Source organism: Paraflavitalea sp., assembly GCF_059502485.1.
On record NZ_JCACET010000008.1, the window covers coordinates 2,920,560 to 2,945,894 of the forward strand.

26 protein-coding genes are annotated in these 25,335 nt (G+C 46.1%); 15 read left to right on the top strand and 11 right to left on the bottom strand.

All coding sequences use genetic code 11. The annotated features are described in order from the left end of the window. The first annotated feature begins 22 nt into the window (after positions 1–22). Entirely contained in the window at positions 23–1,369 is a 1,347-nt protein-coding gene (locus tag AC5JBY_RS14325; protein ID WP_495905290.1) for a T9SS type A sorting domain-containing protein, read from the top strand. Positions 1,370–1,465: 96 nt separating this feature from the next. Here AC5JBY_RS14325 and AC5JBY_RS14330 read toward each other — a convergent pair whose 3' ends face one another. The 3 genes from AC5JBY_RS14330 to AC5JBY_RS14340 all read right to left on the bottom strand — a co-directional run bounded on the left by AC5JBY_RS14330 (position 1,466) and on the right by AC5JBY_RS14340 (position 5,319). After that, the gene (locus AC5JBY_RS14330; protein ID WP_495905291.1) at positions 1,466–3,727 is read right to left on the bottom strand and encodes an outer membrane beta-barrel protein; all 2,262 of its coding nucleotides are present in this window, start codon (positions 3,725–3,727) and stop codon (positions 1,466–1,468) included. A 190-nt stretch (positions 3,728–3,917) separates the two neighbouring features. Continuing rightward, a complete protein-coding gene (locus AC5JBY_RS14335; RefSeq protein ID WP_495905292.1) occupies positions 3,918–4,484 on the bottom strand; it encodes a hypothetical protein in 567 nt (188 codons plus the stop codon). A gap of 43 nt (positions 4,485–4,527) precedes the next feature. Then, positions 4,528–5,319 (bottom strand): hypothetical protein, encoded by a 792-nt coding sequence (locus tag AC5JBY_RS14340; RefSeq protein ID WP_495905293.1) that lies wholly within the window; start codon positions 5,317–5,319, stop codon positions 4,528–4,530. Between the two features lie 127 nt (positions 5,320–5,446). Here AC5JBY_RS14340 and AC5JBY_RS14345 point away from each other — a divergent pair, with 127 nt between their 5' ends. Together AC5JBY_RS14345 and AC5JBY_RS14350 are read left to right on the top strand one after the other, a co-directional pair. Continuing rightward, the gene (locus AC5JBY_RS14345) at positions 5,447–6,532 is read left to right on the top strand and encodes a sensor histidine kinase (protein ID WP_495905294.1); all 1,086 of its coding nucleotides are present in this window, start codon (positions 5,447–5,449) and stop codon (positions 6,530–6,532) included. Beyond that, positions 6,529–7,260 carry a LytR/AlgR family response regulator transcription factor gene (locus tag AC5JBY_RS14350; protein WP_495905295.1) on the top strand — a complete coding sequence of 244 codons (732 nt, stop codon included), beginning with the start codon at positions 6,529–6,531 and terminating at the stop codon, positions 7,258–7,260. The genes AC5JBY_RS14345 and AC5JBY_RS14350 overlap by 4 nt, the downstream gene beginning before the upstream one ends. Here the strand turns inward: AC5JBY_RS14350 and AC5JBY_RS14355 are convergent. Together AC5JBY_RS14355 and AC5JBY_RS14360 are read right to left on the bottom strand one after the other, a co-directional pair. Beyond that, positions 7,257–8,528, bottom strand: a complete 1,272-nt coding sequence (locus AC5JBY_RS14355; RefSeq protein ID WP_495905296.1) for an OmpA family protein — start codon at positions 8,526–8,528, stop codon at positions 7,257–7,259. The two genes, AC5JBY_RS14350 and AC5JBY_RS14355, sit on opposite strands and share 4 nt — an antisense overlap. A 217-nt stretch (positions 8,529–8,745) precedes the next feature. Beyond that, the gene (locus tag AC5JBY_RS14360) at positions 8,746–9,165 is read right to left on the bottom strand and encodes a DoxX family protein (protein WP_495905297.1); all 420 of its coding nucleotides are present in this window, start codon (positions 9,163–9,165) and stop codon (positions 8,746–8,748) included. Positions 9,166–9,313: 148 nt separating this feature from the next. Here AC5JBY_RS14360 and AC5JBY_RS14365 point away from each other — a divergent pair, with 148 nt between their 5' ends. After that, a complete protein-coding gene (locus tag AC5JBY_RS14365) occupies positions 9,314–9,781 on the top strand; it encodes a DUF4279 domain-containing protein (RefSeq protein WP_495905298.1) in 468 nt (155 codons plus the stop codon). A 621-nt stretch (positions 9,782–10,402) separates the two neighbouring features. Here the strand turns inward: AC5JBY_RS14365 and AC5JBY_RS14370 are convergent. Beyond that, positions 10,403–11,512, bottom strand: a complete 1,110-nt coding sequence (locus AC5JBY_RS14370; RefSeq protein WP_495905299.1) for a PD-(D/E)XK nuclease domain-containing protein — start codon at positions 11,510–11,512, stop codon at positions 10,403–10,405. 994 nt (positions 11,513–12,506) lie between these two features. Between AC5JBY_RS14370 and AC5JBY_RS14375 the strand changes: the two genes are divergently transcribed. Both AC5JBY_RS14375 and AC5JBY_RS14380 read left to right on the top strand, forming a co-directional pair. After that, positions 12,507–13,085 (top strand): Crp/Fnr family transcriptional regulator, encoded by a 579-nt coding sequence (locus AC5JBY_RS14375; protein WP_495905300.1) that lies wholly within the window; start codon positions 12,507–12,509, stop codon positions 13,083–13,085. A gap of 101 nt (positions 13,086–13,186) precedes the next feature. Then, positions 13,187–14,197 (top strand): NAD(P)-dependent alcohol dehydrogenase, encoded by a 1,011-nt coding sequence (locus AC5JBY_RS14380; RefSeq protein ID WP_495905301.1) that lies wholly within the window; start codon positions 13,187–13,189, stop codon positions 14,195–14,197. A 193-nt stretch (positions 14,198–14,390) separates the two neighbouring features. On the opposite strand, the gene AC5JBY_RS14385 is transcribed toward AC5JBY_RS14380, so the two are convergent. The 5 genes from AC5JBY_RS14385 to AC5JBY_RS14405 all read right to left on the bottom strand — a co-directional run bounded on the left by AC5JBY_RS14385 (position 14,391) and on the right by AC5JBY_RS14405 (position 17,367). Continuing rightward, complete coding sequence (locus AC5JBY_RS14385) at positions 14,391–15,167, bottom strand: phytanoyl-CoA dioxygenase family protein (protein ID WP_495905302.1); 777 nt, start codon at positions 15,165–15,167, stop codon at positions 14,391–14,393. 135 nt (positions 15,168–15,302) lie between these two features. Continuing rightward, on the bottom strand, positions 15,303–15,776 hold the full coding sequence (locus AC5JBY_RS14390; protein ID WP_495905303.1) for a hypothetical protein: 474 nt from the start codon (positions 15,774–15,776) through the stop codon (positions 15,303–15,305). A gap of 27 nt (positions 15,777–15,803) precedes the next feature. After that, entirely contained in the window at positions 15,804–16,013 is a 210-nt protein-coding gene (locus tag AC5JBY_RS14395) for a DUF4177 domain-containing protein (RefSeq protein ID WP_495905304.1), read from the bottom strand. Positions 16,014–16,236: 223 nt separating this feature from the next. Continuing rightward, entirely contained in the window at positions 16,237–16,452 is a 216-nt protein-coding gene (locus AC5JBY_RS14400) for a hypothetical protein (protein WP_495905305.1), read from the bottom strand. Positions 16,453–16,641: 189 nt separating this feature from the next. Continuing rightward, the gene (locus AC5JBY_RS14405) at positions 16,642–17,367 is read right to left on the bottom strand and encodes a hypothetical protein (protein ID WP_495905306.1); all 726 of its coding nucleotides are present in this window, start codon (positions 17,365–17,367) and stop codon (positions 16,642–16,644) included. A gap of 180 nt (positions 17,368–17,547) precedes the next feature. Here AC5JBY_RS14405 and AC5JBY_RS14410 point away from each other — a divergent pair, with 180 nt between their 5' ends. From AC5JBY_RS14410 to AC5JBY_RS14450, 9 genes are all read left to right on the top strand, one after another. Then, positions 17,548–18,108 (top strand): hypothetical protein, encoded by a 561-nt coding sequence (locus tag AC5JBY_RS14410; protein WP_495905307.1) that lies wholly within the window; start codon positions 17,548–17,550, stop codon positions 18,106–18,108. Positions 18,109–18,131: 23 nt separating this feature from the next. Further along, positions 18,132–19,037: an IS3 family transposase gene (locus AC5JBY_RS14415; protein WP_495905590.1), complete on the top strand. Its 906-nt coding sequence runs from the start codon at positions 18,132–18,134 to the stop codon at positions 19,035–19,037. A gap of 460 nt (positions 19,038–19,497) precedes the next feature. Then, the gene (locus tag AC5JBY_RS14420; protein ID WP_495905308.1) at positions 19,498–20,268 is read left to right on the top strand and encodes a hypothetical protein; all 771 of its coding nucleotides are present in this window, start codon (positions 19,498–19,500) and stop codon (positions 20,266–20,268) included. Positions 20,269–20,362: 94 nt separating this feature from the next. Then, complete coding sequence (locus AC5JBY_RS14425; protein ID WP_495905309.1) at positions 20,363–21,106, top strand: hypothetical protein; 744 nt, start codon at positions 20,363–20,365, stop codon at positions 21,104–21,106. 443 nt (positions 21,107–21,549) lie between these two features. After that, positions 21,550–21,678, top strand: coding sequence for a hypothetical protein (locus AC5JBY_RS14430; protein WP_495905310.1), 129 nt, complete (start codon positions 21,550–21,552; stop codon positions 21,676–21,678). Next, the gene (locus AC5JBY_RS14435) at positions 21,668–21,874 is read left to right on the top strand and encodes a hypothetical protein (protein ID WP_495905311.1); all 207 of its coding nucleotides are present in this window, start codon (positions 21,668–21,670) and stop codon (positions 21,872–21,874) included. The genes AC5JBY_RS14430 and AC5JBY_RS14435 overlap by 11 nt, the downstream gene beginning before the upstream one ends. Before the next feature lie 114 nt (positions 21,875–21,988). Continuing rightward, the gene (locus AC5JBY_RS14440; RefSeq protein WP_495905312.1) at positions 21,989–22,576 is read left to right on the top strand and encodes a hypothetical protein; all 588 of its coding nucleotides are present in this window, start codon (positions 21,989–21,991) and stop codon (positions 22,574–22,576) included. Positions 22,577–22,939: 363 nt separating this feature from the next. Further along, positions 22,940–23,833 (top strand): hypothetical protein, encoded by an 894-nt coding sequence (locus AC5JBY_RS14445; RefSeq protein ID WP_495905313.1) that lies wholly within the window; start codon positions 22,940–22,942, stop codon positions 23,831–23,833. Positions 23,834–23,933: 100 nt separating this feature from the next. Beyond that, positions 23,934–25,322 (top strand): peptidylprolyl isomerase, encoded by a 1,389-nt coding sequence (locus AC5JBY_RS14450; protein WP_495905314.1) that lies wholly within the window; start codon positions 23,934–23,936, stop codon positions 25,320–25,322. The last annotated feature ends 13 nt before the right edge of the window (positions 25,323–25,335 follow it).

Below are 25,335 nucleotides of genomic sequence, written 5' to 3' on the forward strand. Positions count from 1 at the left end.
TTCAACCGTGAACAATTACAATATGAAAACAGCTACACTGGCACTGCTGGTGACAGGCGGTTTGACGGCCAATGCGCAAGGACCCGCCTATCCGGGTGCTCCGCCTGCGCCATCACGCCTCGTCCGCGCAGAATATTTTTTCGATACCGATCCCGGGCAGGGGCAGGGCACTGCTATTGCGGTTACACCGGCAACGATCATTAACGCACAAACCAATACGATCGCTTTAAACGGTAGCGCACTCACCAACGGTTTTCATCGCCTGTTCCTGCGCGTGCAGCAGGCAAATGGAATATGGAGCCTCCCGGCCCATCACCTGTTTGCTAATGTGGTCATCCGGAGCTATCCCCCCGCAACCAGCCCGGCGGCACTTGTCGAAATGGAATACTTCATTGATACAGATCCCGGCTTGGGCCGTGGCCACAAGATCAGCCTGCCCAATACACCCAATATATCGACGGGAAGTGCCCTCATCAATCTTTCCAACCTGTCTGCAGGCGCCCATCGCTTATACGTGCGGTCAAAAGATGCCACCGGAAACTGGAGCCTTAACTACTATGCGATTTTCGAAAACAACCAGACGGTGCCTTACCCCACAATGCCTGCGCCTGCGCCGGCATTGACACAAGTGGAATATTACATCGATACCGATCCCGGATTGGGGCAGGGCACGATTATCGATTTGCCGGCAACCACAACCGATCTGAGCCTCGAAGTCGATATCTCGCTGGGATCATTATCGCAGGGACGACACGTGTTATACCTGCGGGGCCGTCAGAATCCCTGGAGCCTCACTGCTTATACTGAATTCCAGTTGGGGGCCATACTACCGGTACAATGGTTATATGTGAAAGGAGAAACAACATCCGATGACGATGTGCAGTTAAGCTGGGCCACTGCCACAGAACAAAATACAGACAAATACACCATTGAGTACAGCCGCGATGGCCGCCATTTCGCCAAAGCCGGTGAGGTAGTATCAAAGAACAATGCAACCGGCAGCACCTATTCCTTTTTACATGCACATCCGGGCGCTGGTACTATTTATTATCGCATCAAACAAGTTGACCTCGATGGACACGCCACTTATTCAAGAGTAATATTCCTGCTACTGCAGAAAGAACTTGATAAGCCGGTGCTATTCCCTAACCCTGTTACAAACAACGGAACGATCCATCTTGCTTTACCAGTCGATATGCGTCCGCTTTCGATAGAAGTGATAGATGGGGCAGGACGCGTGTTGAAACGTCTGAACCCGCCATTTGCGAACACTTCAATAACCATCCAGGTAAATGAATTACCCAAAGGCGCTTATTATGTACGCATCAAAGAGCAAACAGGATATACCACACTAAGCTTTATAAAGTAAATAAGAAGCTGCTTATAACGTTTTTTCTCATGTTCATTTTGGTTTTAGAAAAGAAAGCCCCCGGTATTCCTACCGGGGGCATTTCGTTGTTGGATTTTACTGCCTCACCCTGTTCTGCTCATCCGTTGCACTGCCACTGGAGCGAGGCCTTGCCTGCTGATTACTTTTCCCAAATGCCCAGGAGAAGGAGAGCGTAGCTATCCGTGAATCAGCCCTGTTGCGAAACAGCGCCTGCGCCTGCGGCAGGAAGTGGATTTCCCCATTGCGGATGGCCGAATAAAACACATCACGCACAGAAAGCCGGATCGTTCCCTGTTTCTTCAACACCTTTTTCTGGATGCCAGCATTCAATTGACCGATCGCCCCCAATGATACCTGACCCACCAGCACACTTGTACGCCAGTTCCCGCTCAATTCAGCTACCCAATCTTTGCCCAGCATAAATTGCTGTGTAATACTCGTTCCAATATACCAGGCACTGGTGTCCATCGCTGCATGAAACAGTTTCCCACGATAGCGCCGGTCACCGCCTTCCACATAAATATTAGCGGTCCACCAGGGCCTAGGAGAAATAGAGCCGTTTATACTCACAGTAAAAAGCTGGTTTTTGCCCAGGTTTTCCGTGCGGCTCAAATAATGTGGGCCATCGAGCAAGATCGCTTCCATGAACACCTGTTCAACGAGACTGTAGCTCATCGAAGCCGTCCAGTTACGCCGGAAAGTATATGCCAAAGAAACATGGTGTGTGAACGAAGGATTCAGGAATGGATTACCCACATACAAAGTGAATTTATCGAGCGGGCTCACATAAGGATTCAGGTCCTGATAAAAAGGCCGCTCTATCCGGCGCGCATAAGACAGCGTAAACTGATGCTTGCCTGCCGAGTCTGCACTATAACTCGCGAAAAAAGTAGGGAACAGGTTCGTATAGTTACGGCGGAAAGCAGAATCAGGCTTCACCGGGTTGCCGGCCTGGTATCCCTGTGAAGTAGTATGCTCGGCACGCAATCCTGCTTTTACCGACCACCGCGCAGCACTGCGCTGAACACTCATATAAGCTGCATTGATATACTCCTTATAAGTAAAATCATTACTCTTGTCATAATCAGGCACCGTATCATGGCCGTTCGACAGTGAAAAGGCCGCAACATTTTTCGTGTGCGCATAACTGCTTTTTACCCCCGCTTCGAGCACCAGTGAAGAAAGCATTCGCGCATAGTCCGCTTTCGCTGCCCATATATGCACCTGCGATGGCAGCCAGCCCTGTAGATATTCTTTTACTTTAGTCCCATTAGAACGTTCCGTTGTATTGTCGAAGCCCTGAATTACAGCAGATTTGTAATGCAGGTAATCGGCATCTGCACCGAAAGAGTGCCCCTTGCCCGGAAGCGTTTTGCGGAAGTTGAGATTCACTGCCTGGTGTTGCCAGCGGTCCTTCTCTCCATTAGCAGCCAATACTACCGAATCTGGCTGTTGACCGGGCCGGGCGATCTCGCTGCGATTGGTCGTCCGCTGATCGGAAGGCTGGTGCAGCAGGTTCACAGCCACACCCAATATTGTTTTGGGATTGATGTCGTAATCCACGCCGCCACGAAAACCAGCAGTTTCACCGGTCCGGCGAATATAGGAGTTCTGGAAAAAAGTAAAATCAGGCCGACCGGCAGCATCGTGGTAAGAACGATTGATGTCGAGGTCGGTCAGCCGGTTCTGCGTCACAAAGCTGCCCGTGCCAAACCAGTTGAACTTACCCACCTGGTAATTCAGCATAAGACTATTATTGGTAGAAAATAATATGCCCTGATTCATAGCCGCATTGAGATTGCCATTCAGACCTCTCTTCTTCAGCTTCTTCGTCACGATGTTGATCACACCTGCGCTCCCAGCCGCATCGAAGCCGGCCGGCGGCACAGGCATCAGCTCGATCTTCTCGAGCGAGGATGAAGGAAGCGAACGCAGGTAATTCACGAGCCCCGTTCCACTGAGGTAGGTTTGCTTTCCATTGATGATCACCAGCACGCCGCCGCGACCGTTCAGCGAAACATTACCGTCGTCATCCACCGTTACGCCCGGCACGTTTTCCAGCAGCTGGTAAGCATCTGTGCCGGCAGCGGTCACCATAGCTTCCACGTTTACGATCGTGCGGTCGGCCCTTTTCTCCAGCAAAGGTTTTTTGGTCGTCACAGTCACAGCTGAGAGGTCTTGCACCCGAACGGTATCTTTTACCTGCGTGCTGTCTGTTGTCTTTCCGGCAGGAGTAGGGGTTTGGGCTGTAGCGGCTATTGCTATCAATAACATGATAACAATGATCATTAGCCGTTTACTGGTCAGCCAATAGGGAAAAAATCTTACATGTCGCATACAATATATTTAAGCAGCGAACTTAATCCCGGTTATCTGCCTGGCCCACCGTATCCCGACAAATGCTCAAATAACACGATCAATAACGTCTTAAAAAGAAAGAACCCGTACAAACTGTACGGGCCCTTCTGTTACCCCCACCCAAAGGGCAACGGGTTTTCTAAACACACTGTTAGCATAGCCAGACTAACTATTTGATAATACGATAAGTAAATTCACGGTATTGATCAGTTAAAGAAGGATCGGTATACACAAAGAGATACAGCGTGCCATCATTGTACACATCCTGCACCTTATACCAGTAGATGGCTTTCGAACGTTCAAGATCAGCTTTCGTGGCCGCCCGGGTTGATTTGCCTGAAGTGCAGGGGAAGTTCTGCGCGAAATCACCCTCCACCGGTGTCCAGGTCATCTTGTTAGGCGCTTCAAAAAACAAAGTTCCTTTCAGGTGCGTATAAGTTTGGTTGTAACAGGCGCCGCTGGACACAGACAGGTATTGCACAAATTCAGCATAACCATCTCTGGTAACTTTGAACTCACGCAATGATTCCTGGCTGTTGCCAACATGATTACCCCAATCGTTATAATAACCCAATGCGGAAACACTGCCCAGACGCCACATGCCGGGAGCAAGCTGATCGGGCACTTCACTGCGTGGCGCGTCTTTATACAGATCGGCAGTAGACTTGCTTTGGCCTTTGCTGCAGGCCGAAAAACAGCACAACAACGATACTCCAATAACCCATGACATTTTCATACGTTGATTTATTGACTTTTTAAAAGATGATATGCTAAGTAGGTTAGCGATAAGCTGCCAGTTGCTTTTTAAGCTTTTCTACTTCTCCACGCGAAAGCCCCACACCTTCGGTGACCTTATAAATAGCTAATTGTATTTCGGAGTATATATTTTCGCTTGGCGCCAGTTGCTCAGTATCTGTATTCAACAAACTATACTTTTTGGCGGCCAGCTTTTTACCCTTTAATAAAGCCAGCAATTGCAGCAAATTGGGATCATCCGTTACATTGCCCACCGTGTAAGAACCCACAGATATGGGATAATCAGGATTCGCAGCATTCGTAGGCACGCCCCGTTGCTCATTAAGGCAGGCAACGGCGAGGTAAATAGTAGTAGTGTCCTGGTTGCTGCCACCCCGGCTGGTTGGCGGAACATCAACCAACACACGTTCCACCAATAGACCATTTTGTCCATCGCGGAATTGCGAATTGAGAATAAGCCCACCTGGCAATTCAATATCCATTGATTTAACACAATCATTCACAAAACTGATGTCCACATAGAAGGTCGTCGAGCTGCCATAAAGCTTCTTGAGATCAGCATCGAAAGGCTTGTTCTTCCGGTCCACGATGCGGATACAAGGCGGCAGCTTCAATGGCGTGCCGGTAGGTATGCCATCTGTAGGCCCGATGCCGGGACGGTCCTTCGAACTCCCGATCACTATTTGCGTATTGAGCTTTGCGGCCTGGATCATCCTTTCAACCTCCGCTTTTGAAGGCTTTGTGGCAGCAGGTTTTGTCTGCGCTTTTGCCAGATATACCGGAAAGATCAACAACACCAAAAACAGACGCTTCATATTCGTAGATATTACTCATACAAACCTACCACGAGCGGCAAACAGCGCGGTGTCACTCATCGACCCATATGCAGCTTCGTCGACATTACAGCCAGCTGGCAGGCCCAACCGGGCGTATCTTCACTTTATGGAATTTTTGCATAAAAGAATACCCCCGGGATATAAGATCGGGGAAGCATTGGCCTATGTATTGTTTTGCCTGTTTTGGCCCATAGCATTGGGCACGGTGTATTACCTCGGTAGCGCATTCAATGCCGATACATTTATCCCCTTGCACATCTTCGTATATACAAATCTGATCTCTTTTAGCGCCAAGCTATTACTAATAATACCTGTGTGGTGGTTATATTTCAGGGTGCTGAAACATAAGCCGCTGGGCTGGAAAATAGCCTTACATATAATAACCGGCATTCTATTTAGTACATCCGTTGTATGGATATGCAAAACAGGCTACCATGTTTTCCTGCACGCGCTTTACCCTAAAACATTCATGCTGTCCGACTTCTATACCTTCGCGGTATACTACTTCTTCCATGTTTCCCTGTTCCATGGCTATAATTTTTACCTCGACCAAAAAGCACAGCTGATCAAAGAGAAACAGTTGCAGGCCCTAGCCTATGAAAGCGAGATCAAAGCCCTCAAGTCGCAAATAGAACCCCATTTTTTATTCAACACCCTCAACTCCATCAGCGCTTCCATTCCCCGGTCGATGGAGAAGACACGGGTGATGATCGCCCAGCTGGCCGATACCTTTCGCCATGCGCTGGAGGCGAGCGAGCAGGATATGATTCCCCTCAGAGAAGAACTGGCCTTTATCAATACCTGGCTGTCGCTGGAAAAACAACGCTTTGGAGAGCGATTGCAGATACACTTTTCCATCGATAAAAGATGCCTCGACGCAAAACTGCCACCCATGCTGTTACAGCCACTGGTAGAGAACGCCGTAAAACATGGCATCAGCCCCAAAGTAGATGGCGGACAGATCACCATCGAATGCCGCTGTGAAGATGCGTTTGCGGTCATTGCAGTGTCAGATACTGGTATAGGCTTCGACGGCCGGCCCGAACAAATGTTTACCCTCGGCGTTGGGCTCAGCAATATTTCAAAACGGCTCACCTTGCTCTACAATGAGCCACTCCAGGTACAACAGCAAGAGCCGGGATTAAAGTTCTTTTTCAGGATACCCACTAATAAAAAAGCGGCAACACTATGAACAAAAAAGTAATGATCATCGATGATGAACAGGATGCGCGGTTACTGTTGCGCGAGTATATCGCTGCCTACCCGTTTTTTGAGATCGTGGCAGAAAGCGCCAACGGGCTGGAAGCAGTAGAAGCCATCGATCGCCTGCAGCCGGAGATCATTTTCCTCGACGTAAACATGCCGGGACTCAATGGCTTCCAGGTAGTACAGCAGATCATACACATGCCCCGGATCATCTTTACAACAGCCTACGACCGCTATGCATTGAAAGCATTTGAAGTAAACGCCGTGGATTATTTGTTGAAGCCCTATACAGAAGATCGGTTCGACAAAGCCATTGAAAAGATCGAACAACTACCTGCTGTTACGGAAGAAAGAATACGAAAACTGGCCGGTGAATACGGCGGCGCCCGGTATGTTACCCGTGTACTGGTAGAAAGCGGGTACAAATACATCAACATTGCGGTACGTGACATTTTGTTCATCGAAGCCGCCAAAGATTATTGCCGCATCCATACCGACAAGAAAAACTACCTGAGCAATTATGGCATTGGCGTATTGGAGCAACGCCTCGATCCCTTACATTTTCTGCGCATTCACCGTTCCTGGATTGTCAATGTTGAACACGTAAAAGAATACCACAAAGAAGGCGGAACAGCCCAGGTCATTATGGACAACGGACAGGCACTATCTGTAAGTCGCAATTACATGGAGGTGGTAAAGAAAATTATCTTTTAGTTAGGCAGTTTCACAAACTCCACCCTTCTGTTCTGCGCTTTGCCGGTGGCAGTATTATTCTCGGCCACAGGCGCCGATTCACCTTTCCCGCCTGTTTGCAGACGGTCCGCCGCAATGCTGAACTCCTTTACTAAAGCCTCCTTGACGGCAACAGCCCGTTTCTCTGATAATATCTTGTTGGCAGCAGCTTCACCATCACTGTCCGTATGCCCGGTGATCTGGATACGCATAGCAGGCGCAGCCTGCAAAGCTTGCGCAATCTCTTTGAGCACAGGGTAGGAGGAAGGCTCTATCCGGTCGCTGTTCACAGCAAACCGGATCGCGGAAGTAACCAGCCGGCCTTCCGTTAGCAATTTATTGCGTGTATCCGGTTGCCCCACAGCCAGACGTATATTCGAAATAAGATAATGATCAGGCGCTGTTTTGGCAGAGTTCAAAGAAAACACCAGCGCATTATACGCCTCAGTATTCAATGCCTTGGCCACATCGATCAGCTTTTGTTCATCGAGATACACCCGGATCCGTTGCTTTTGCCGCCACACCGAAACCCGTACCTTGTTTTTCACAGGCGCATACAATTGCGCCGTTTCAAACTCGCCCCTGTCTTGTCCGTTGTTATTATAATACTGAAAACCTGTCCGGCCGCTTTTACCATTGGCCGCCATTGGCAGTATCCAGGTATTGAAACCCTTCCTCCCTCCATTGCCTTCCAGCCACATGGTATAGTCTTGCGGCGATGACAGCGAAGCGATGGCAAAGAAGAATGGCGAAGACCCATAACGGAAACCGGGATTACACAACAGATCGAATTCCAGCGTGAAATTGTCGGGCAGCGATTTGATAAACTCCGGCATATATACGCCGGGCGCATCCAGCTTCAGCCACTTGCCGGGCTGGTTGGCAATAGTCACCACTTCACCGCTGGCATTGGTATTCCACGCGGCGGGGAAATCCCCCACCGGTTCACCGGAAAAATCTTCGAAGGCTACCAGTTGAGCCCCGGCCACAAAATCGAACTTCGAATAAACAGCAAACGGCATACTGTCCTGAACGACAGCAGAGGCCGCCGCTGTTGTGTTGGGCATAAGTGCGGTATCCTTGGCAGGTTTTGTTTTCTTTGTAAAGAGATTGTCTACAGCTTGCTCAGCTTTTTGTACGGTGTGTTCTTCGGCCCGTTGCGTCACGGCCTTCTTGATATTTTTTAGAAGCTGGGCAGGAGAGGAGGTGGCGGCAAACAACGCCAACACAAAAAGTAAGTAGCTGCGCATAACAAATATTTAAGATCGCAGCAAACCTATCACGCCCTCCTGCGCCCACCTACTTTTTCCCGATAAGAAGTTATATAAGTCGACGAATACCCTGTCACCTGAGTATTGTCACCCTGAACATTGTCATGTCACCCTGAGCTAATAATCATGTCACCCTGAGCTTGTCGAAGGGTCGTTGAAGTATATTTATCCCGAAAGAAGAACAAAAGATTTCCCATTATGATTGCAGCGGCCGTTTTTGTGCCCGCATGGCCAGCCAGTGGTCCAGGCTCCATTTCCCCGCCCCGCGAAAGAAAAAGCTGGCAAACAGCAGGAAGAACAGGAAGGGAAGCTCTCCCTGGTAAATATTACCCTTGTTCATAACGTAGATCACCCCGGCCACTACGATCATTAACAAGGGTGTCACCCATCTGGTCAGCAACCCCAGCATCAGGCACACACCGCCCACCAGCTCGATGATCTTGGCCGCATACCCCGAAAAGACAGGAAAAGGGAATCCTTCCTTGGTCAGGAAGTTGAGCAGGTCCGTTATATGAAACAGCTCCTGTCCATACCGGAATATCAGCCAGCCGGTCATGATCCGGACGAGTGTGATACCGTTGTCCCATACACCATGAGATCCAAAAAGCTTTGCCATGTTTTTTCAGGCAATGTAGCTTTCATCTAAGCGGCAGTGGTAAAGCCCTTGTAAATTAAGTGTAACGGAATGTAAATTCTTGTAGTGATAACACGGATCGGGGCAAATTGCAGCCGCCGCACTGTATATTGGGCCGTCAATAGACACGATGGATACAAAAACAAAATTTGGGGCAGATCTTTATATCGGTACCGGAGATGACCATCCTGAGATCATTACAAAGATCACGGGAGTAGATTATTCGAAGATAATAGTCAAAGGTGCTCCTATCATACATGGCCGAACCAAAGCCCCCGTACCAGGTTGGTTTGAGAAATACAATGTATGGATTTACAAATCCCAGCGGATCGAGGCAGGATCGGAATGGGAGCTGGAGACAAGTATGCAAAGGCTGCTGGCAACTATTAACAGCCAAAGGGAAAAGTTCAAAGAATTACTGGTAACCTATCCGGAAAACCATCTATTGGTGTACCTGTATATAAAAGACTATCATATTTCTTACCTGCTTACGGAAAAGACGATACAGAACTTGAACTATTATGGCCTCACGGTAAAGTTTGATTTTTATTCACTGCCTCGTGAGGATGAAGATGATAACGATCATAAGTTTTACTAAATACCCAATCCCTGTCAATGCTTCGCCGGTTGCTGCAGCTTACCAGCTATAAACTATTTTGTTATTACATGGGTAAGAACGGTGGGCAATCCTCTCCCTCTTTCGTTACCAGATACATTATATACTGTTCCTGAAACAACAATGGTGTCATTCACCTTTAACCGGATCAGCGGCATATTGCAAACCCACAACCGATCATACTTTGAACGGGCGAGTACTGTGTAACCCGAAACCCACCAAACCACTGCATATTCATTGTTTAAGAACGTGTTCACGCTCCGATCTGCAAATACTCCATCGCGACATGAGTCAGCAACATACTTATGCGTATACCTGGTAGTATCGTAATTAAAACTTTCAACAGCCGGCGGTTGCGCCGGCGTGTCTTTTATCCTCACATCCGAGCAGGTAAGGAAAAATAACAGATAAGATAATAATACTTTAAAGTCCGACATGATATCCTAAGTAAATGAAAATTTTCCAGGATACAAATCTGTTATTCACTCAAAAATTACAGATTAACAATTTATTTTGATTGAGTCGGATATTGAGTATGGCGCATTATGCCAAGCTCAATGCTGTTTTTACTAAATGTTACCGGTGCCTTTCGATTGGTTAATTTTAGGGTCGCACATACACTTCGATAATCATTTCTTCTGTCGAGTTTCTGTTAAGATCATCTTCAAGCCCTCTTGGGTTTGCAATTAAATTGTCTGGGTCATAAACAAAGCAAATTAAATGTTTGCAGTCTGGGTGTGATTTATAATGTGCAATGTCAATTATCAGTTGGTTTCCAACATCCTTGTCTTTTAGAGTTGACCTCGTTTTTTTTACCTCGATTAAAATTCTTTCACGTTTAAGTAAAAAATCAATTCTTGTTGAGCCGCCTGCGTATGAAGGAGTGTATTCTTCTTTTCGGACGTCTTCAAAATTTATGCGTAATAAAGAGTTCATTAAATCTTGGACATCGTACTCGTCATCGATTATCACAGTAGGTCTGTTGTTATATCTATTTCTTAATTGGGTTGCTACTAAATGAAATTTTTCTATAATAGCTTTTAAAGTTTGTTGTTGAAAGGCTACAACTCCTTCAGAATCGAGACTTGATGTTGATTTTAATTCCAATTGTCGAACAAAGCGATAGGTAAGTTTTTCAAAATTATCATAAGAAGTAAGAAGGCTAAAAGTGAAAATTAAATCTTCCCCAATTTTAATGTGAGGGGGAGTGGGTATACCACGATTGATAGCTGAAAGATCAGAAACGAAAGCAAATTGAGGTCGCCTCGAACGAGTATAATCGCCAGGTGTCATACCCCATTTGAAATCTTCAATTTGTTTTAGAAGATCTCCCTCATTTGCGAATGCATCAATATCTTTTATGAACGACAACTCTGTGATGAAAAAATCTCTTAACTCAAAAAACTTTTTTGATATTGGTGGAATTTTATTTTGTAATTCATCGATGCTGATGCCTGTTTTTTTTAGGATGTCTCGCTTCAGGTCTTTGTAGTCAATTGTCATCCATTTTCCATTAGTAAGATCAAAGTTTAGTGCATACAAATTTGTATTCTCAGTCCAATCGCCGACCCAGCCGTCCTCATAGCGAGAAGTATAATTAGTAAGAGTCTTTATTTGTTCAGTAAGAGCTTTGCGTACGTCAATTGTTGATGCTTTTGTTTGTTCAAGTTCTTTTTTAGCGGCGGCTAATTGTTGTCGCAGTGTTTCAGTCATACTGAATATTGTAATGTTAGTTTAAGTTATACGGGATCTTAAATATACACAACTCTTGTCCAACGAAAGACAAAACATTTGACATGCTAATCGAAAAAATAATCCTTAGACCTTAATCTGGAGACATAACGAATAGCCGTCTCATGTGTACCAGTATGTTCAGTAATTTTAAATAAAAAATCCTTTTTTTGATGTGGATCAACGAAGCCATAAGTTAATCATGCCTGATTGCCAGCCAAGCCAGTGGGAATATAACTGGCAAAAATATCTCACTTCTCGAAACATCTCTGGCTGGTGCCTCCCTCTAAAACGCCCACCAACCCCAATCACACCAACGAATACTTCATACTAAAAAACAGCAAACTGCCGCTCTTCAAAAATATGGCGGCATGCCAGCCCACCCCACACACAAAATTAAATGGCCCTACAACGATGATCCTCCACCCAAAGCAAGCCCCACCCATCACATAATACCCTTCAAGCCCTCACCCCAATGCCGCCAAAAGGTTCGCCATAAAGCTTTAGTAATAATTTTCCCCGCCACCTCCCGCACCAACTCCATCAATTCATTGGGCAGAATCAATCCGCCCATTTATTGCGCATTCCTTTTGGCCTTGCGCGTATGCCGCCATACCGCTGAATCGCAGCGTTTTTGCTGTCGTTTTTAATTTTTTAGTATGAAGTATTATCTCGTTGCTCGTTCTTTTTGTTGCATGGTAGGCATTGAGCAGTGCCGCGGTTTCGTCGTTGGCCGGTCGTTGCAGGCTGCTTTTGAAAGGGAGTTCGCAGGGCGTGTTCTCATGGTCACTTCCTCCGCCCAGTCGCTGCCCGGCGTTTCCTATGTCGCTTATCAGGGGCCTCCGGGCCCTTCTTTTATAAATAGGAGAGTGCCACTCCTGCGGTAGTAGCAGTAAGATCAAAATAAACAAATCACAACAAAAAACACGATACAGACACACTTTTGCACCGGCATACGTAGCTTTGCTGTCTGCCAATGGAGACCATACTATTTGAGTTTATCGAAAAATACATTTCCCTCTCGGAAGAAGAGAAGGCGGCTATACTGTCTTTAGCCCTCTTTCGCTCGGTAAAGAAAGGAACTGTGCTGCTCAGCCAGGGACAACGTTCCCAGGAAAGCTACTTTGTATTGAAAGGATGCCTCAGAACATATTACATGATCGATGGCGAAGAAAAGACAACCGCATTCTATACCGAAATGGAAACCATAACTCCTCAGTGCGTATTGTCAAAAGAGCCTTCCGGCTATTATATAGCCGCCTTGGAAGATACCCTCATCACAGTTTCAACGCCCGGTATGGAAGCCGAATCCTTTGAAAAATTCCCCCGCTTTGAAACCCTTTGCCGCATGTTCTCCGAAGAACAGCTGGCAAAAAGCCAGCTTTCGTTCGACGAATTCAAAACATCATCACCCGAAGAAAGATACCTACGCTTGATACAAAACAGGCCCGATCTCTTACAGCGCGTACCCCAGCGCCAGCTGGCAAGCTACCTGGGCATCACACCACAATCCCTCAGCCGCTTACGCGCAAGGATTTTTGAAAAGAAAAAATGACCTCCTTCCATTTCTTACCTTAAGTGAACGTTTTATAGCCCGGCTATCATTAACCTTTGCAAATATTCATTCGCAAAGAACACTGTAACCTTTACCCATCTATGCTGGATAATCATAACAGACAAACGATGCAAGCCGTGGTTTGCACACAATACGGCCCGCCGGAAGTGTTAAGCATTACTGATATTAAAAAGCCTGTCCCCAAAAACAATGAACTCCTCATCCGCATAATAGCTGCATCCGTCAACTCGGGCGATGTAAGAGTTCGGGGCCTGTCTGTTGAGGGGTTTATGAAAGTCATCATGCGGTTGGTATTGGGGTGGAAGAAACCCCGGAAGCCTGTCTTGGGTACTGTGTTTGCAGGCATAGTGGAGCAAACAGGAAAAGAGGTCACCCGCTTCAATACAGGCGACGAGGTCTTTGGGCTCACTGGCTTTCAGTTTGGCGCCCATGCAGAATATACTACGATAAAAGAAACAGGCAATATAGTGTTGAAACCTGAAAGTGCTTCGTTTGCAGAAGCCGCTGCAATGCCCTTCGGCGCACAAACCGCCATTTACTTCCTCGAAAAAGCCGGTATAAAGAAATGGGCAAACCCACAGGTGCTAATCATTGGGGCCACCGGCTCCGTAGGCACAGCTGCGATACAAATAGCCAGGTCTTACAATGCTGCCATAACAGCCGTTTGCAGTAGCGCTGGCATGGAGCTGGTCAACAGGTTAGGCGTAGCCAACACCATCGCCTACGATAAAGAAGATTTTACAAAACAAAACAGGCAGTTCGATATCATTTTCGACGCATCAGGAAAATATACAAAAAAGCAGTGCGCCCACCTTCTAAAACCGTCTGACGGAGTCTTTAAAACAGTGGGTGGCTTGGAATATGCTTCCGAAACAAAAGAACAATTACTATGCCTCAAAGACCTATATGAGCGCGGCCTTTACCAGGCAGTGATCGACAAAGTCTTTACAATCGACGAAGCCATCGAAGCCCACCACTACGTAGAGTCAGGTAAAAAGAAAGGAAACGTGGTGTTAAGCTTGTCAAGCGAGAATGCCCTAAACAAAGACATGTTGTTACATCAAAAGTGGCTTGCTGCCAATAACAAATAATCAAAGCTAAACTTTGGAGAGGTGTAGGCAAGTCAGGCCGCGCGGAGCGATCGGGCCTGACTTGATTTTTCTTTGGTTACTTTCTTTGCATCAAGGCAAAGAAAGTGACAATAACTGCGCAGATCGCAGAGAATCAAAGAAAGTGACAAAAAAGCCCCGCGCGCAGCGCGAAACCATTGCGTAAGCAAAAAGGTCAAAGCAAAGAACGTGACAACTCTATCGCCATCTCCACTGGACTAAGTGTTTCTCCACACATAAACTCCCTCTTGGCTCCCAACGGCGGCTGCGCCATAAACCGCGGCTCCGTTCCATGATGCGGCTGCGCAGCATGCGCCAGGAAAGGATGACATAGGTACACCGTACCTGCCTTACCAGTAGCCAGCACTTCCTCACGCGCAGGCAGCGACGACAACCGCCCGGCCAGCTCCATAAACGATAGCCCTGCCTCCCCGGCAGGATGTAGTAGAGCCGCCACATCGATGTGCGATCCGGTCCTGATACGTGTAGGCGCATCCAGCTCACCCACATCGGAAAAGAGGAACAGCATCAGCAGCGCCCTGCCTTTCGACCGCCAGTTGATGCGCCATTCGAAATAATTGGAAGCATCATCACCGGGGAAAGACGCATCCACATGCCAGCCCGTGTCGCCCGGATCTTGCAGAGAAGGAAAACGTACGGGAAAAGTACCCATACTTGTACACGGCTGCCACTTCCCGGCGCCTGCGAGTTGGTCAAATGCCCCATGTAGCACAGGCGTATTCGCAGCTTCTACAAAAGGTGCTTGCGTATACATCCCCAGCCGCACAACAGGCTTCGTCCAGGTAGATGGATCGTTGGCATCAGCATCTATATCGTTCCACAATATCCGGCGTGCTGCCGCTGCCAACTGAGGATCAAAAGCATGATCTATACGAACAAAACCTTTATGGATAAAATGAGCAATCTGAGCATTGTCTAATACTTCTTTCATGATAGTACAATTTTAAAAGGAGGAATAAGAGAATAGAAAATAAGCAGACCTACGCCTGCAGCATCCATAAGCGGGAGCTAAAAAGAAGAAGTATTATCGTGTTGGAGACATCCTCATGAATGTAAAAATAAGCGATTATTGCTTTTCTTCTTCCAGTTGTATGATCCTTTTCCTATCATTATAGGCAGTTTCCTTAAATACAGGACCATGAAGTACTGCTGCTTTGTCTTTTTGGGCAAAAGCAGTATCGTTGTGATAATAAAGTTCGCTGTCCCAGGTTAACTCACCATTACAAGACATTTTAACAACGGCTTTTATAAGTTTGCCATTGAAAAAGTAATATGTCTCTTTGCTGCTACATGTTCCATTTCCTATTCGTTCAATTTTTTCTATTTGTCCGGTGCGCTTTAGCTTTTTGTAAGAATAAATAACGGCTTGCCGTGTTGTAGAAGATAGCTGTGCACTGTCAACCCTGTTATAACTGGCTGACAAAGTATTAGCGTCGATGGCTGCAACAATACTATCAACTTGTGGTACAGTCAAGGCAGTTTGCCCACGACCCACTAAAGAAGCAAACACTGAAATGGATAGAATTAAAAACTTAAACATGTTGACAAACGATTTTATAGAAGATTGTTACGCCTTCCTTCGCTTGAAAAGAAACAAGATATCAACTGTTTCTCCCACTTTCCAAAAGATAGAGCCCTCGTTAAGACCTTCTACATTGACCAGCTCCCACGACTCTTCACCAAGCTTATTTAACGTAGCCATCAATTCCTCCTGAAAAGATTCACGTTTCAAATGCGTCCTGGAGATGTTTAAAATTTTGTACTCAAACTTGTCCATGCGTAAAGTGTAAGGTTCAGCGTGAAGATATAAAAAAGAGCCCGGATAGAAATCCAGGCCCGATACTAAATCTGAAATCCTATGACTAAAGGACGAGAGACGAAAGAATGTTTTTCCCCTTTCAACTTTTCAACCTGTTAACCCTTCAACCCTCCGGTAATCCCCCTGCACGCTGTTACACATGCAAGGGGCGGTTTTCAAAGGATCGGGATCAAAACGGGAGCTATCCTTCCTGGTTCGGTGCCGTCACGGCCTGGCTCACGGCGCTGGCTACGCCGGCAGCAACCGCTACATAGCCGGCCACCTTCACCACGATCGCCGGTAAAGCGATCGGAGTAGCAAGGATGGCACCGCTCACGGCCGCCAGGATAAGGCTCCAGTTGCGCAACTTCGCAAAGAAGGGCGGGGTAGGGCTTGTCATTCTTTCTTGAATACTCATAAGAACATGGATTTTTAAAATGAATAAGAATGGTTAAGCATCATCCGGCATCCGGCAGGCACTCCGCTGGCAGAAGAACCACAGCTGGAAACACAGTACAATGGCTACTGATCAAAGTCTCCGTTGCAACGAATAACCATATTTAACCGTTACGCAGATTGGCCACATCCGCTGTAACAGCTAAAGAATTTATCTGACAACCTTTGCCAGCCTTTTACGGCCTTTAGGTTCTTCCACTGCTGTTTTCTGTACAGGCTTCCACAAGTCAGTGTGCGACATGTCCACATGAGCTACCATGAGCGAACGGCCTGCCATAGGATACGATTTACCGTTGATTACTTGTTCAAATTGCACGCCCACTACAACCACAATAGGTAAGGAAGAGCCTTTCGGAGCATCAAACCCAAATGATACCCCTGTGCTTTTGTCAACAGGTAGAGCAACACTGTTACCGGTAAAAGTGGTAAAGCGTTCCAGCTCGAAATCGAGTGCGGTGGCTGCTGCCTTGATAGTGATATGCGATGCTGAGCAATTACTGGGCAGCCATTCCGCAGGCATAAACTCAGTAAGAGTGATGTAGCATTTTCCCGTTCGTCGGTCAACTTTTACCTCCGGCATCCCGGGCAGATGACGCAATAGTGGTCGTTTCAGATAGAAGTCGAACCCTTCAAGCAGGCGAAGATCTCCCTTGCTTAATGAGCGTTTACCGAGATCGCTGATGGGGTCGCTTTGCGCCACCTGCAGCAGCCTTGCAGTGAGCTTGCCGCTCAGTTGATGTTCTTTGGCGCTTTCTTTTAATAATACATGAAGCGCGGTAAAAATTAATCGTGTACCGTTGCCGGCACTGGCAAACTCCTTCGCCAACTCTCTGCCTATAGAAGTTGACGGTATATCCTTTTCTTTCTTTGCACACATGGTAATTAGATTTTTTAATGAAGTAGATACGTTGTCATGACTAACGCGTTTGACAAACCTACAAACACAAATACCCCTTTTCCAAATCGCTACTGTGCCAAAAAGAACAGAGAAGGACAAACGAGGACAAACAGGGATGACCCGTCCTAAAATAACTATACAATAAAACAACACTATTGTATGGTAGAAGAGACGTCAAAAATTTTAATTGGCCGGTATATACCTGGCAGTAATTATGACAAAAAGTTTATTGCTCAGGTGATTACCGAAGTGCTTAATGGTAAGCCCCTGCAATTGGCTCAGGTTGAATACGGTCTTAACCGATCTACGTTGCGCAAATGGCTAAGGAATAGCGATTTGATAACAAGACCAAGAAGTAATGGTCCTGCGAGTATGGAAATAAAGCGATCAGCAGCGCGCTCAGTGGTGAGTGGCCGTTTGAGTATCCGGGAAGCCCAGTTGGCCTATGGTGTAAAAGCGAAAAGTACAATTCAGGGTTGGATCGAGCAATTCAAACAGGAAAATGTCGATCTTGTGGACTCCAATGACGCCTTGATGAAGAAGGATAAATCTGCTAAAAAGAACAACATACCCGCTAATGCCGATGTAAAGGATTTACAGAAGGCATTGGAAGAAGCTCAGTTAAAGATTGCTGCATTAAATACCCTCATCGATGTAGCAGAAGAACAGCTTAAAATTAATATCAGAAAAAAGCCTGGTGCCAAACAGTCGAACGATTAAAGCATGATTTTCCCGGGAAGAGTATCGGGAAGTTATGTTCACTGTTTGGCAAAACCCGCCATGCCCTGTATGATCACCGCTGGCGCCGCAACCAGGAAGTGTTCCGGGATGATATTATTTTACAACATGTTGAAGAACAAAGAAAGCAGTTACCCAGATTGGGTACCCGTAAGTTGCATTATAAAATAACTCCACAGCTGGCCACTCATGGGATTGAAGTGGGCCGTGACTACCTGTTTGATTTGTTGGAACGCCATAAACTATTGATCCGCCAGCGTAAGCGCAAAGTAATAACAACAGACTCACGACATTGGATGCACAAATATGAGAACCTGATCAAAAACCAGGATTGCCATCGTCCGGAACAGCTCTGGGTGAGCGATATTACTTATATCCGCATGGCTGGTCAATGGAGTTATTTAAGCCTGATCACTGATGGCTATTCGCGCAAAATAGTGGGCTATTGCCTGCGCACAGACATGTCGGCACTTGGGTGTCAGGAAGCCTTGCAAATGGCTATCAACAATCGGCGTTATGCAGACCAGCCTCTGATCCATCATTCAGACCGTGGTTCCCAATATTGTAGTGCAGAGTATGTTAAAATATTGAAACAGAATAGTATCTCAATCAGCATGACAGAAAATGGCGATCCTTATGAAAATGCGCTGGCAGAACGGATGAATGGAATTATCAAAACAGAATTCAATCTCTACAGTACACCTTATGGCTTTGAACAAACCTGTCAGATGGTCAGAGATAGTATCAGGGCATACAATGAACTAAGGCCACATGGCAGTTGTGACTTTTTAACTCCTGAACACGCTCATCAATTGCAAGGCACATTAAAGAAACGATGGAAATCGTACCCTGCAAAGCGGCCAGGTTCACATAAGGAAGCCGCCAGTAAACAAACTAATCCCTATTTTTGAAAACTTCCCTGTATAGTAACTACAGGATTATCATACCGATGTATAGTTACTGCAGGATTATCTAAAAATCAGTATAGTTATTTTAGGACAAGTCAGGATAAAGTGAACGAGTTCTATTTGTCCTCATTTGTCCCTGTTTGACCCGGTTTGTCCTAAAAAACGCAGCCCGCATTTGGAGTCGCTTGTTTTGAAGCCTACGTTTGCATTACGACGTTGTTTGAATACGGGAAATGAAAATTTTTTAAAGCATCAGTTGTAGGGATAGTGTATAGCAGAAGTATGTCAACGGTATGTCAGAAGTATGGATAGAGTATTCAAATAGTGGAGTAAGGTAAAATAAGCGGTTTTAGCCAAAAACAGCAGGGCAGCTGGCGCCCGTGCTGCAAAAGCGAAAACCTGTTTATAAACGTTGCACCGCGGGCAACGAAACAATCAATCCCAACCTTGTAAAAACTAAACAATGGCAAAACAAATAAGCCCCCTCGTCAAGCTGAGGGGTACGATAGATGACCTGTGCTTTTACAAAAGCATAGATGGATTTCTGGCACGGGAAAAGGGAGGCGTCAGTGCCGACCGTATCCGCACCGACCCTAAGTTCACCCGCACAAGGCTCAATGGCCTTGAATTTGGCACCGGAGGCAAGGCAGCGAAAGCCTTTCGAAAAGCCTTCTCTACCGAAATATCCAAAGCGGCAGATCAGCGCGCATTTAGCCGCCTGATCAAACAGATGGTGTTGGTCTTGCAGTCAGATACGGTCAGCGACTTTGGCTACCGGCAGGTGCAGTTGGGAGAAGTCAGCAAGCTGCTCGATTTCAACCTCAACAACCAGGTGCAGTTGGAGCAGGCGCTTACGCTGCCGGTTGAAGTAGCCTTCAACCGCACAACAGGTGCAGGCACTATTACCTTGCCAGCACTCACGCCAACCGCCGATGTGGTCATGCCCGAAGGTAACACCCATTACAGCTTCTTCGCAGCTGCAGCAGCGATAGATTTTGCAACGGGGCTCGCAGTTACCAGCAGGCAGGAAACAGCCAATTTGCCCTGGAACAGCACGGCCGTAACATCCAGTACCCTTTCATTGACACTTCCTGCCGCCAGTACCTTACCGGTATTCGTGATAATAGGAATGGAGTTCGTAAAAATGGTAAATGGAAAGCCATATCCGGCCAGTATGGGCCAAAGCCCGCTCCAGGTCATTGCGGCCTATCCCGCAGTCATCGAAGAGATCTAAGCTTAGGTCTTCACAAAAGCAACACAGTGCCACACAAAGAACCGGGTCTTGTACCCGGTTCTTTCAAAAACTGCACACAACAAAAAACAAACCCATGAAACCAAAACAAATAAAACGAGTTACTAAGTATTGCCTTCCGGGAGTCACATTAGCGAACAAAGGCGACTACTGGCAGATCAGGAAAATCGGCATCACAGGCGATAGAGTAAAAAAAGATCCGGTATTCGCCAGAACAAGAGCTCAGGCAGCGAAATTTACGCATGCAATAGAATGGGCAAGAAAAATAAACAATACCGTCCTTGAGGATACTGGTCTTAAGAAAAGCCCGGGTAGACTTGCCGGAATATTGGTAAAAACGATGCCGCCCGGTTTTCAGGAGGCCGATTCGGTTTTCACGGGATTAATGGAAAATGGCGACGCATTAGTGGGTTTCGAGTTCAATGAAAACGCACAATGGAAAGACATGCAGCATGTGCAGTATCGTAGCACCTATAATCTCCGGCATTGCCGGTGGAAGTTTCATTTGCAGCTGCATAAGCCTGCCAGCTCTTTCAAGCCTCCGGAAGGAATAACCCACTATCGCATCGTAGCGTCAGCAATTACGATAAATAAGGAAGGGAAGATGGTATTGACTGAAGGAAAAAGATTGACGCTGCTGCCGTTGAAAGCTATTCAGCGACAGCCGCTTTGCCTTGAAGTAGAAGCCGTTGTAGATCAGGATCAGGTATGTTTTGCCCTGCTGCATATGCAATGGTATCGGCGCCTGCCAAATAATGATCAGATAATGCCTGCTTCAATACCAGGAGCGATAACAATAACAGCTATGTATAAGCATTGACTTATGACAAAAAAGAGGTAAGCAATAAGATTTTTTTGTTATTAAATAGTTAACCGGTTAGAATTAATAATTAGATTTGGTATGAATACAGGTCAATCTAGGCTTGTGTTCAGATAAGTATTTCTCCTCCACATTCTGGTAAAAACGTAAGTAAAGTATTCTCCTGAGCACACGACAGAGGCCAGCCCTAACTGGTGCTGTCGAACCCAACCATTTTATGCAGTCCGCCAACTTTGCAGTTGGCCCGTTACTATTTCTATGCAGTTAGCCCCCATATAACTGCGTAAGTTTCCTATGCTCTGGTTATAGCAACGCAAAAAAGGAAAAAAGTAATGATGAAGTTAATGCTCCCCAACGGGGTTGCATGGTATTATACCCATGCGCCCCCCTGGCCGGATAATCCTGCCATAAGCAAATTATTTTATTAAGGAAAACGCAAATCCATGAATAATATGCTACACAGCTTCGGTAGCGTGGTGCAACTGCCATGCCCCGACTGCAGGAACATTCCCTGCTTCAACGATGCTTCCAATATTAACCATCAACCTAAAGCCTATACCAATGAGCGATAATAAAAACCATAGATTCATAAGCCACAAAGAAGTAATGTTCATAACCGGTCGCTCAAAAGGAGGCGCAACAGGGTTAATGATGAAAGTTCGTAAAGCAAATGGAAAAGAAAAAGAGCAACCGATTACCCTGAAGGAGTTTTGTATCTATTGCAATTATGATATAGACGAAACATATGACAGGCTCGAACAGAAATAATCAGCCATCAATCATTTTTGAACATTTAAAAGAAACGATATGCCAATTTCATACGTTAACCAGTTTTGGACTTGGTTCCGGTTAAACAGTCCCATATTGCTCGCCGCAAACAAAATGAATAAGAAAGAACAGGATTATTGGGTCCGCGAGGTCGACACCCATCTTCGCGCATTTTCTAAAAAGCTGCTGTATGCTATACAGTGGATGGATACAGGCCCTTCAAAATTTATTATATCGGCAGGAGGTAAGCTGGAATACTTTAACATGGCCGATAAATTCATCGCCAAAGCGCCGGCAATAGAAGGCTGGGAGCTCATGGCCTTGCAACCGCCGTTCTTATTTCAAAATGAGTTGTTCGTCGATAAGGCTTTTAAGGTGGGTATTGATCTCACAACCTGTTGGTTGGAACCACCGCCCGCAGAGCGTGAGGATAAGGTAAGAATAAACGTTTTCGCAGAAGTATACCAGGGCATCACCTATGAAATGAAGGAAGCGGTAACTGATTACTTGTGGAACATCTTAGGCGAGCGGGTATACGGTAGCGAAGTGGAGTTCACAAGCCTTGACTCCATTTTCCAGTTGCAAGACGCCAAACGAAAGGAGAAATTAGTGCCGCTCAATACTGCAGCGGAGCATATTCTATTACGTGAACGTCCGGAGTTCTTCATCGGCGCCGATGGCGCTTTAAAAGCTAAGAACTGATATTTGTTACCTCATGGGGAGCTATCTGTTCGCAAGCTCCCTTTTTTAACGCTTATGCTGCTTCCCTTGCAGGGTGTTTACATTCCACGAAGTGATCGAATGGCCTTGGATAATTGACTGAGTATGAGAAAAAAACAGAATTCGACTGGTTGTGCTGCAAGGGCTGTTCGTTGTATGAATTGCTATTTAGGAATTTACTAAGCTCTCAAATCAAACCACTTGCGGTAGTATAGAGGCCACTGAGTATCCTAGAATATGAAAAACAAATGCTTAAATATGCGGGTGTTTTGTAATAAATGGGTTAGGCCTAGGCTTACAAGGCTCGGCTATTAGTAGTTCCGGGCAGTAGATTAAACTTAATGTATGATTTCGTTAGTTTTTACAATTTTAATTGCAGTCTGTGCGGCTGTACAGGCTTTCCTTCAACTGAAAGGTGATGCTGATGCAACCAGTAAAATAAAATTGCGAAAAACTTTGGCGGTTTTTGTTATTGTAGGGTTGTTTATGACAATTATCTCGTTCGTTATTCAATATTTTAGCGACGAGTCTTTCCAGGAAAAAATAAATACAATTGCGTCGAACTCATCTCAACAATTAAAGTATGCAATAGATAACCAGGAAAAGACGAATGCAGCCAATCGGAAACTTGACTCCGTTTTTAGTAATCTTGATACTATGGTAGCAGCATATGAAGAGGTTGTAGAGCAATATAAAATCGTCAAAAAAGGCCTTTCGGATCAGGTAGATCTCGAAAAAACGAAGTTAGCGGAGCGCGCTCCAGTATTTCAAATGAGAACATATGATCTAAAATGGCAGTTGACAGGCACCAATTCCTATGAAATATTAGCATGCGCTAAAAATTATGGAAATAGATCTGCAATATTATATAGTGCAACATGTATCGCATTGTTTATAGATAGTCTTGATCGGGTAATAGATCACACTGAGCGTGTCCGAGACTTTGGTTCGGGGTACAATCTTGAACCTTATGAACCCAATCGATCTCTGAAATGCTTCGGCTCTACCTCTCCTCCATCTTACAACCCCTATCATGCTTCTTTTTTTTCTGCATATGTAATGGTTAAGTTAAACATAAAATATGCTGATATTTTGTCAACTAAACCTACGGAAAAAAGCTTTTGGATAACATGGAGTTCTGCAAAGCAAAAATTTGTTAACATTGGAGGTGAAGTGGTAAAGTATTATGACGATTGGATAAAAAAACATTTAAAAGAAAGTGAGTTTCCCAAAGGTTGACCGGGTATAACTTTATCCCCTTCCAAACTTTTGTTAAATACCGCTTGTCCCGGCTGCACAATCTCAGCCAACCCCTACTTTTAGCCTACATATTCCCGCTATGAAATATTTGTACACCGTCATTCCCGGACTGCTGTCCGGTATCCTTGCTATTGCCCAAACGCCCCATAAAGTCGAAGCCGATAAGATCGTAGGCATTGTGGGCGATAAGATCATCTTGAAGTCCGACGTCAGCAACGAGATCCTCGACAGGCGCCGCCACGGTGATCCTGCCGGCGACAACAACGACGAGTGCAACATCATGGAGCAACTACTCACTTTCAAAGCCCTGGTACTGCAGGCCGAAAAAGATTCCATCGAAATAGCCGCCGACGAACTGGATGCCGCCATCGACAACCGCATCAGGTATTTCATCAGAATGCACGGCTCCCCACAGGCCCTTGTCGATATGTCCGGTCGTTCCATATTCCAGTTGAAACAGGATTTCAGGCAGCCGATCAAAGAAAGAATGCTCTCCGATCGCCTGAGCATGAAGATCACGGGCAATGTGAAGATCACCCCGCAGGAAGTAAAAACATACTTTGCCGGTAAGAAAACAGACAACCTACCATTCTATGAATCAGCCGTTGAAATAGGAGAGATAGTAGTATACCCCAAAGCTGGTCGTGAGCTGGAAGAGCTGGAAATGCAGGAACTTACTGACCTGAAAAAACAGGTAGAGAGCGGCAAACAGCAATTCCATATTCTGGCGAGGCTATACTCCGAAGACAAGCTCACGAAAGAGCGGGGAGGGGAGCTCTCCATCAACCGCACGGAGAAGGTGACCGACTATCCCTTTGTAGACCCTTCATTCATGAACCAGGTCTTTCGCATGAAGCAAGGCCAGGTATCACCCATATTCAAAACCAAAGCAGGATACCACATTGTGCAGCTGGTAAGCAGGTCGGGAGATGATGCTGTGGTCCGCCACATCATGCGCGTTCCCAAGATCACGGAGAAAGAGATCAACGAAGGCATCAATAAACTCGATTCAGTCCGCTCCCGTATCATCGCTGGTACCGCCACTTTTGGCGAAGCAGTAGCAAAATACAGTGAAGGAGATACCAAACTATCCGGCGGCTTCCGTCTGAATGAAGAAGGAACCACCTTATTACAATTGGATCAGCTGGAAAAAGAACTGGTGCTGATGCTCGACCAAACCAAGATGAAACAGGGAGAACTCTCGAAGCCTGTCCCATTCACCGATGCCAGTGGAAAACAGGGAGTCCGCATCGTGTTCCTCAAAACCCGCAGCGCACCCCATCGTCAAAATTTGAAAGACGACTACGATCGCGTTGCCGACGAAGCCCTGATCATCAAAAAACAAAAAGTCATCGAAACGTGGTTCGCCAGCAAAATACCATCCTATTACGTCATGATAACACCCGAATACAACAAGTGCAGCACCCTGCGTACCTGGATGCAATACGCCACTACAGAGAAGAAATAACGATAGAGCAGGC

Coding starts and splice junctions, on each gene's coding strand:
- AC5JBY_RS14405 (WP_495905306.1), bottom strand. CDS start 17,367: ATGTGTGCAAAGAAAGAAAAGGATATACCGTCAACTTCTATAGGCAGA.
- AC5JBY_RS14365 (WP_495905298.1), top strand. CDS start 9,314: ATGGATACAAAAACAAAATTTGGGGCAGATCTTTATATCGGTACCGGA.
- AC5JBY_RS14420 (WP_495905308.1), top strand. CDS start 19,498: ATGGCAAAACAAATAAGCCCCCTCGTCAAGCTGAGGGGTACGATAGAT.
- AC5JBY_RS14385 (WP_495905302.1), bottom strand. CDS start 15,167: ATGAAAGAAGTATTAGACAATGCTCAGATTGCTCATTTTATCCATAAA.
- AC5JBY_RS14325 (WP_495905290.1), top strand. CDS start 23: ATGAAAACAGCTACACTGGCACTGCTGGTGACAGGCGGTTTGACGGCC.
- AC5JBY_RS14360 (WP_495905297.1), bottom strand. CDS start 9,165: ATGGCAAAGCTTTTTGGATCTCATGGTGTATGGGACAACGGTATCACA.
- AC5JBY_RS14370 (WP_495905299.1), bottom strand. CDS start 11,512: ATGACTGAAACACTGCGACAACAATTAGCCGCCGCTAAAAAAGAACTT.
- AC5JBY_RS14390 (WP_495905303.1), bottom strand. CDS start 15,776: ATGTTTAAGTTTTTAATTCTATCCATTTCAGTGTTTGCTTCTTTAGTG.
- AC5JBY_RS14440 (WP_495905312.1), top strand. CDS start 21,989: ATGAATAAGAAAGAACAGGATTATTGGGTCCGCGAGGTCGACACCCAT.
- AC5JBY_RS14350 (WP_495905295.1), top strand. CDS start 6,529: ATGAACAAAAAAGTAATGATCATCGATGATGAACAGGATGCGCGGTTA.
- AC5JBY_RS14380 (WP_495905301.1), top strand. CDS start 13,187: ATGCTGGATAATCATAACAGACAAACGATGCAAGCCGTGGTTTGCACA.
- AC5JBY_RS14395 (WP_495905304.1), bottom strand. CDS start 16,013: ATGGACAAGTTTGAGTACAAAATTTTAAACATCTCCAGGACGCATTTG.
- AC5JBY_RS14400 (WP_495905305.1), bottom strand. CDS start 16,452: ATGAGTATTCAAGAAAGAATGACAAGCCCTACCCCGCCCTTCTTTGCG.
- AC5JBY_RS14425 (WP_495905309.1), top strand. CDS start 20,363: ATGAAACCAAAACAAATAAAACGAGTTACTAAGTATTGCCTTCCGGGA.
- AC5JBY_RS14435 (WP_495905311.1), top strand. CDS start 21,668: ATGAGCGATAATAAAAACCATAGATTCATAAGCCACAAAGAAGTAATG.
- AC5JBY_RS14345 (WP_495905294.1), top strand. CDS start 5,447: ATGGAATTTTTGCATAAAAGAATACCCCCGGGATATAAGATCGGGGAA.
- AC5JBY_RS14450 (WP_495905314.1), top strand. CDS start 23,934: ATGAAATATTTGTACACCGTCATTCCCGGACTGCTGTCCGGTATCCTT.
- AC5JBY_RS14375 (WP_495905300.1), top strand. CDS start 12,507: ATGGAGACCATACTATTTGAGTTTATCGAAAAATACATTTCCCTCTCG.
- AC5JBY_RS14430 (WP_495905310.1), top strand. CDS start 21,550: ATGAATAATATGCTACACAGCTTCGGTAGCGTGGTGCAACTGCCATGC.
- AC5JBY_RS14340 (WP_495905293.1), bottom strand. CDS start 5,319: ATGAAGCGTCTGTTTTTGGTGTTGTTGATCTTTCCGGTATATCTGGCA.
- AC5JBY_RS14445 (WP_495905313.1), top strand. CDS start 22,940: ATGATTTCGTTAGTTTTTACAATTTTAATTGCAGTCTGTGCGGCTGTA.
- AC5JBY_RS14335 (WP_495905292.1), bottom strand. CDS start 4,484: ATGAAAATGTCATGGGTTATTGGAGTATCGTTGTTGTGCTGTTTTTCG.
- AC5JBY_RS14410 (WP_495905307.1), top strand. CDS start 17,548: ATGGTAGAAGAGACGTCAAAAATTTTAATTGGCCGGTATATACCTGGC.
- AC5JBY_RS14355 (WP_495905296.1), bottom strand. CDS start 8,528: ATGCGCAGCTACTTACTTTTTGTGTTGGCGTTGTTTGCCGCCACCTCC.
- AC5JBY_RS14330 (WP_495905291.1), bottom strand. CDS start 3,727: ATGCGACATGTAAGATTTTTTCCCTATTGGCTGACCAGTAAACGGCTA.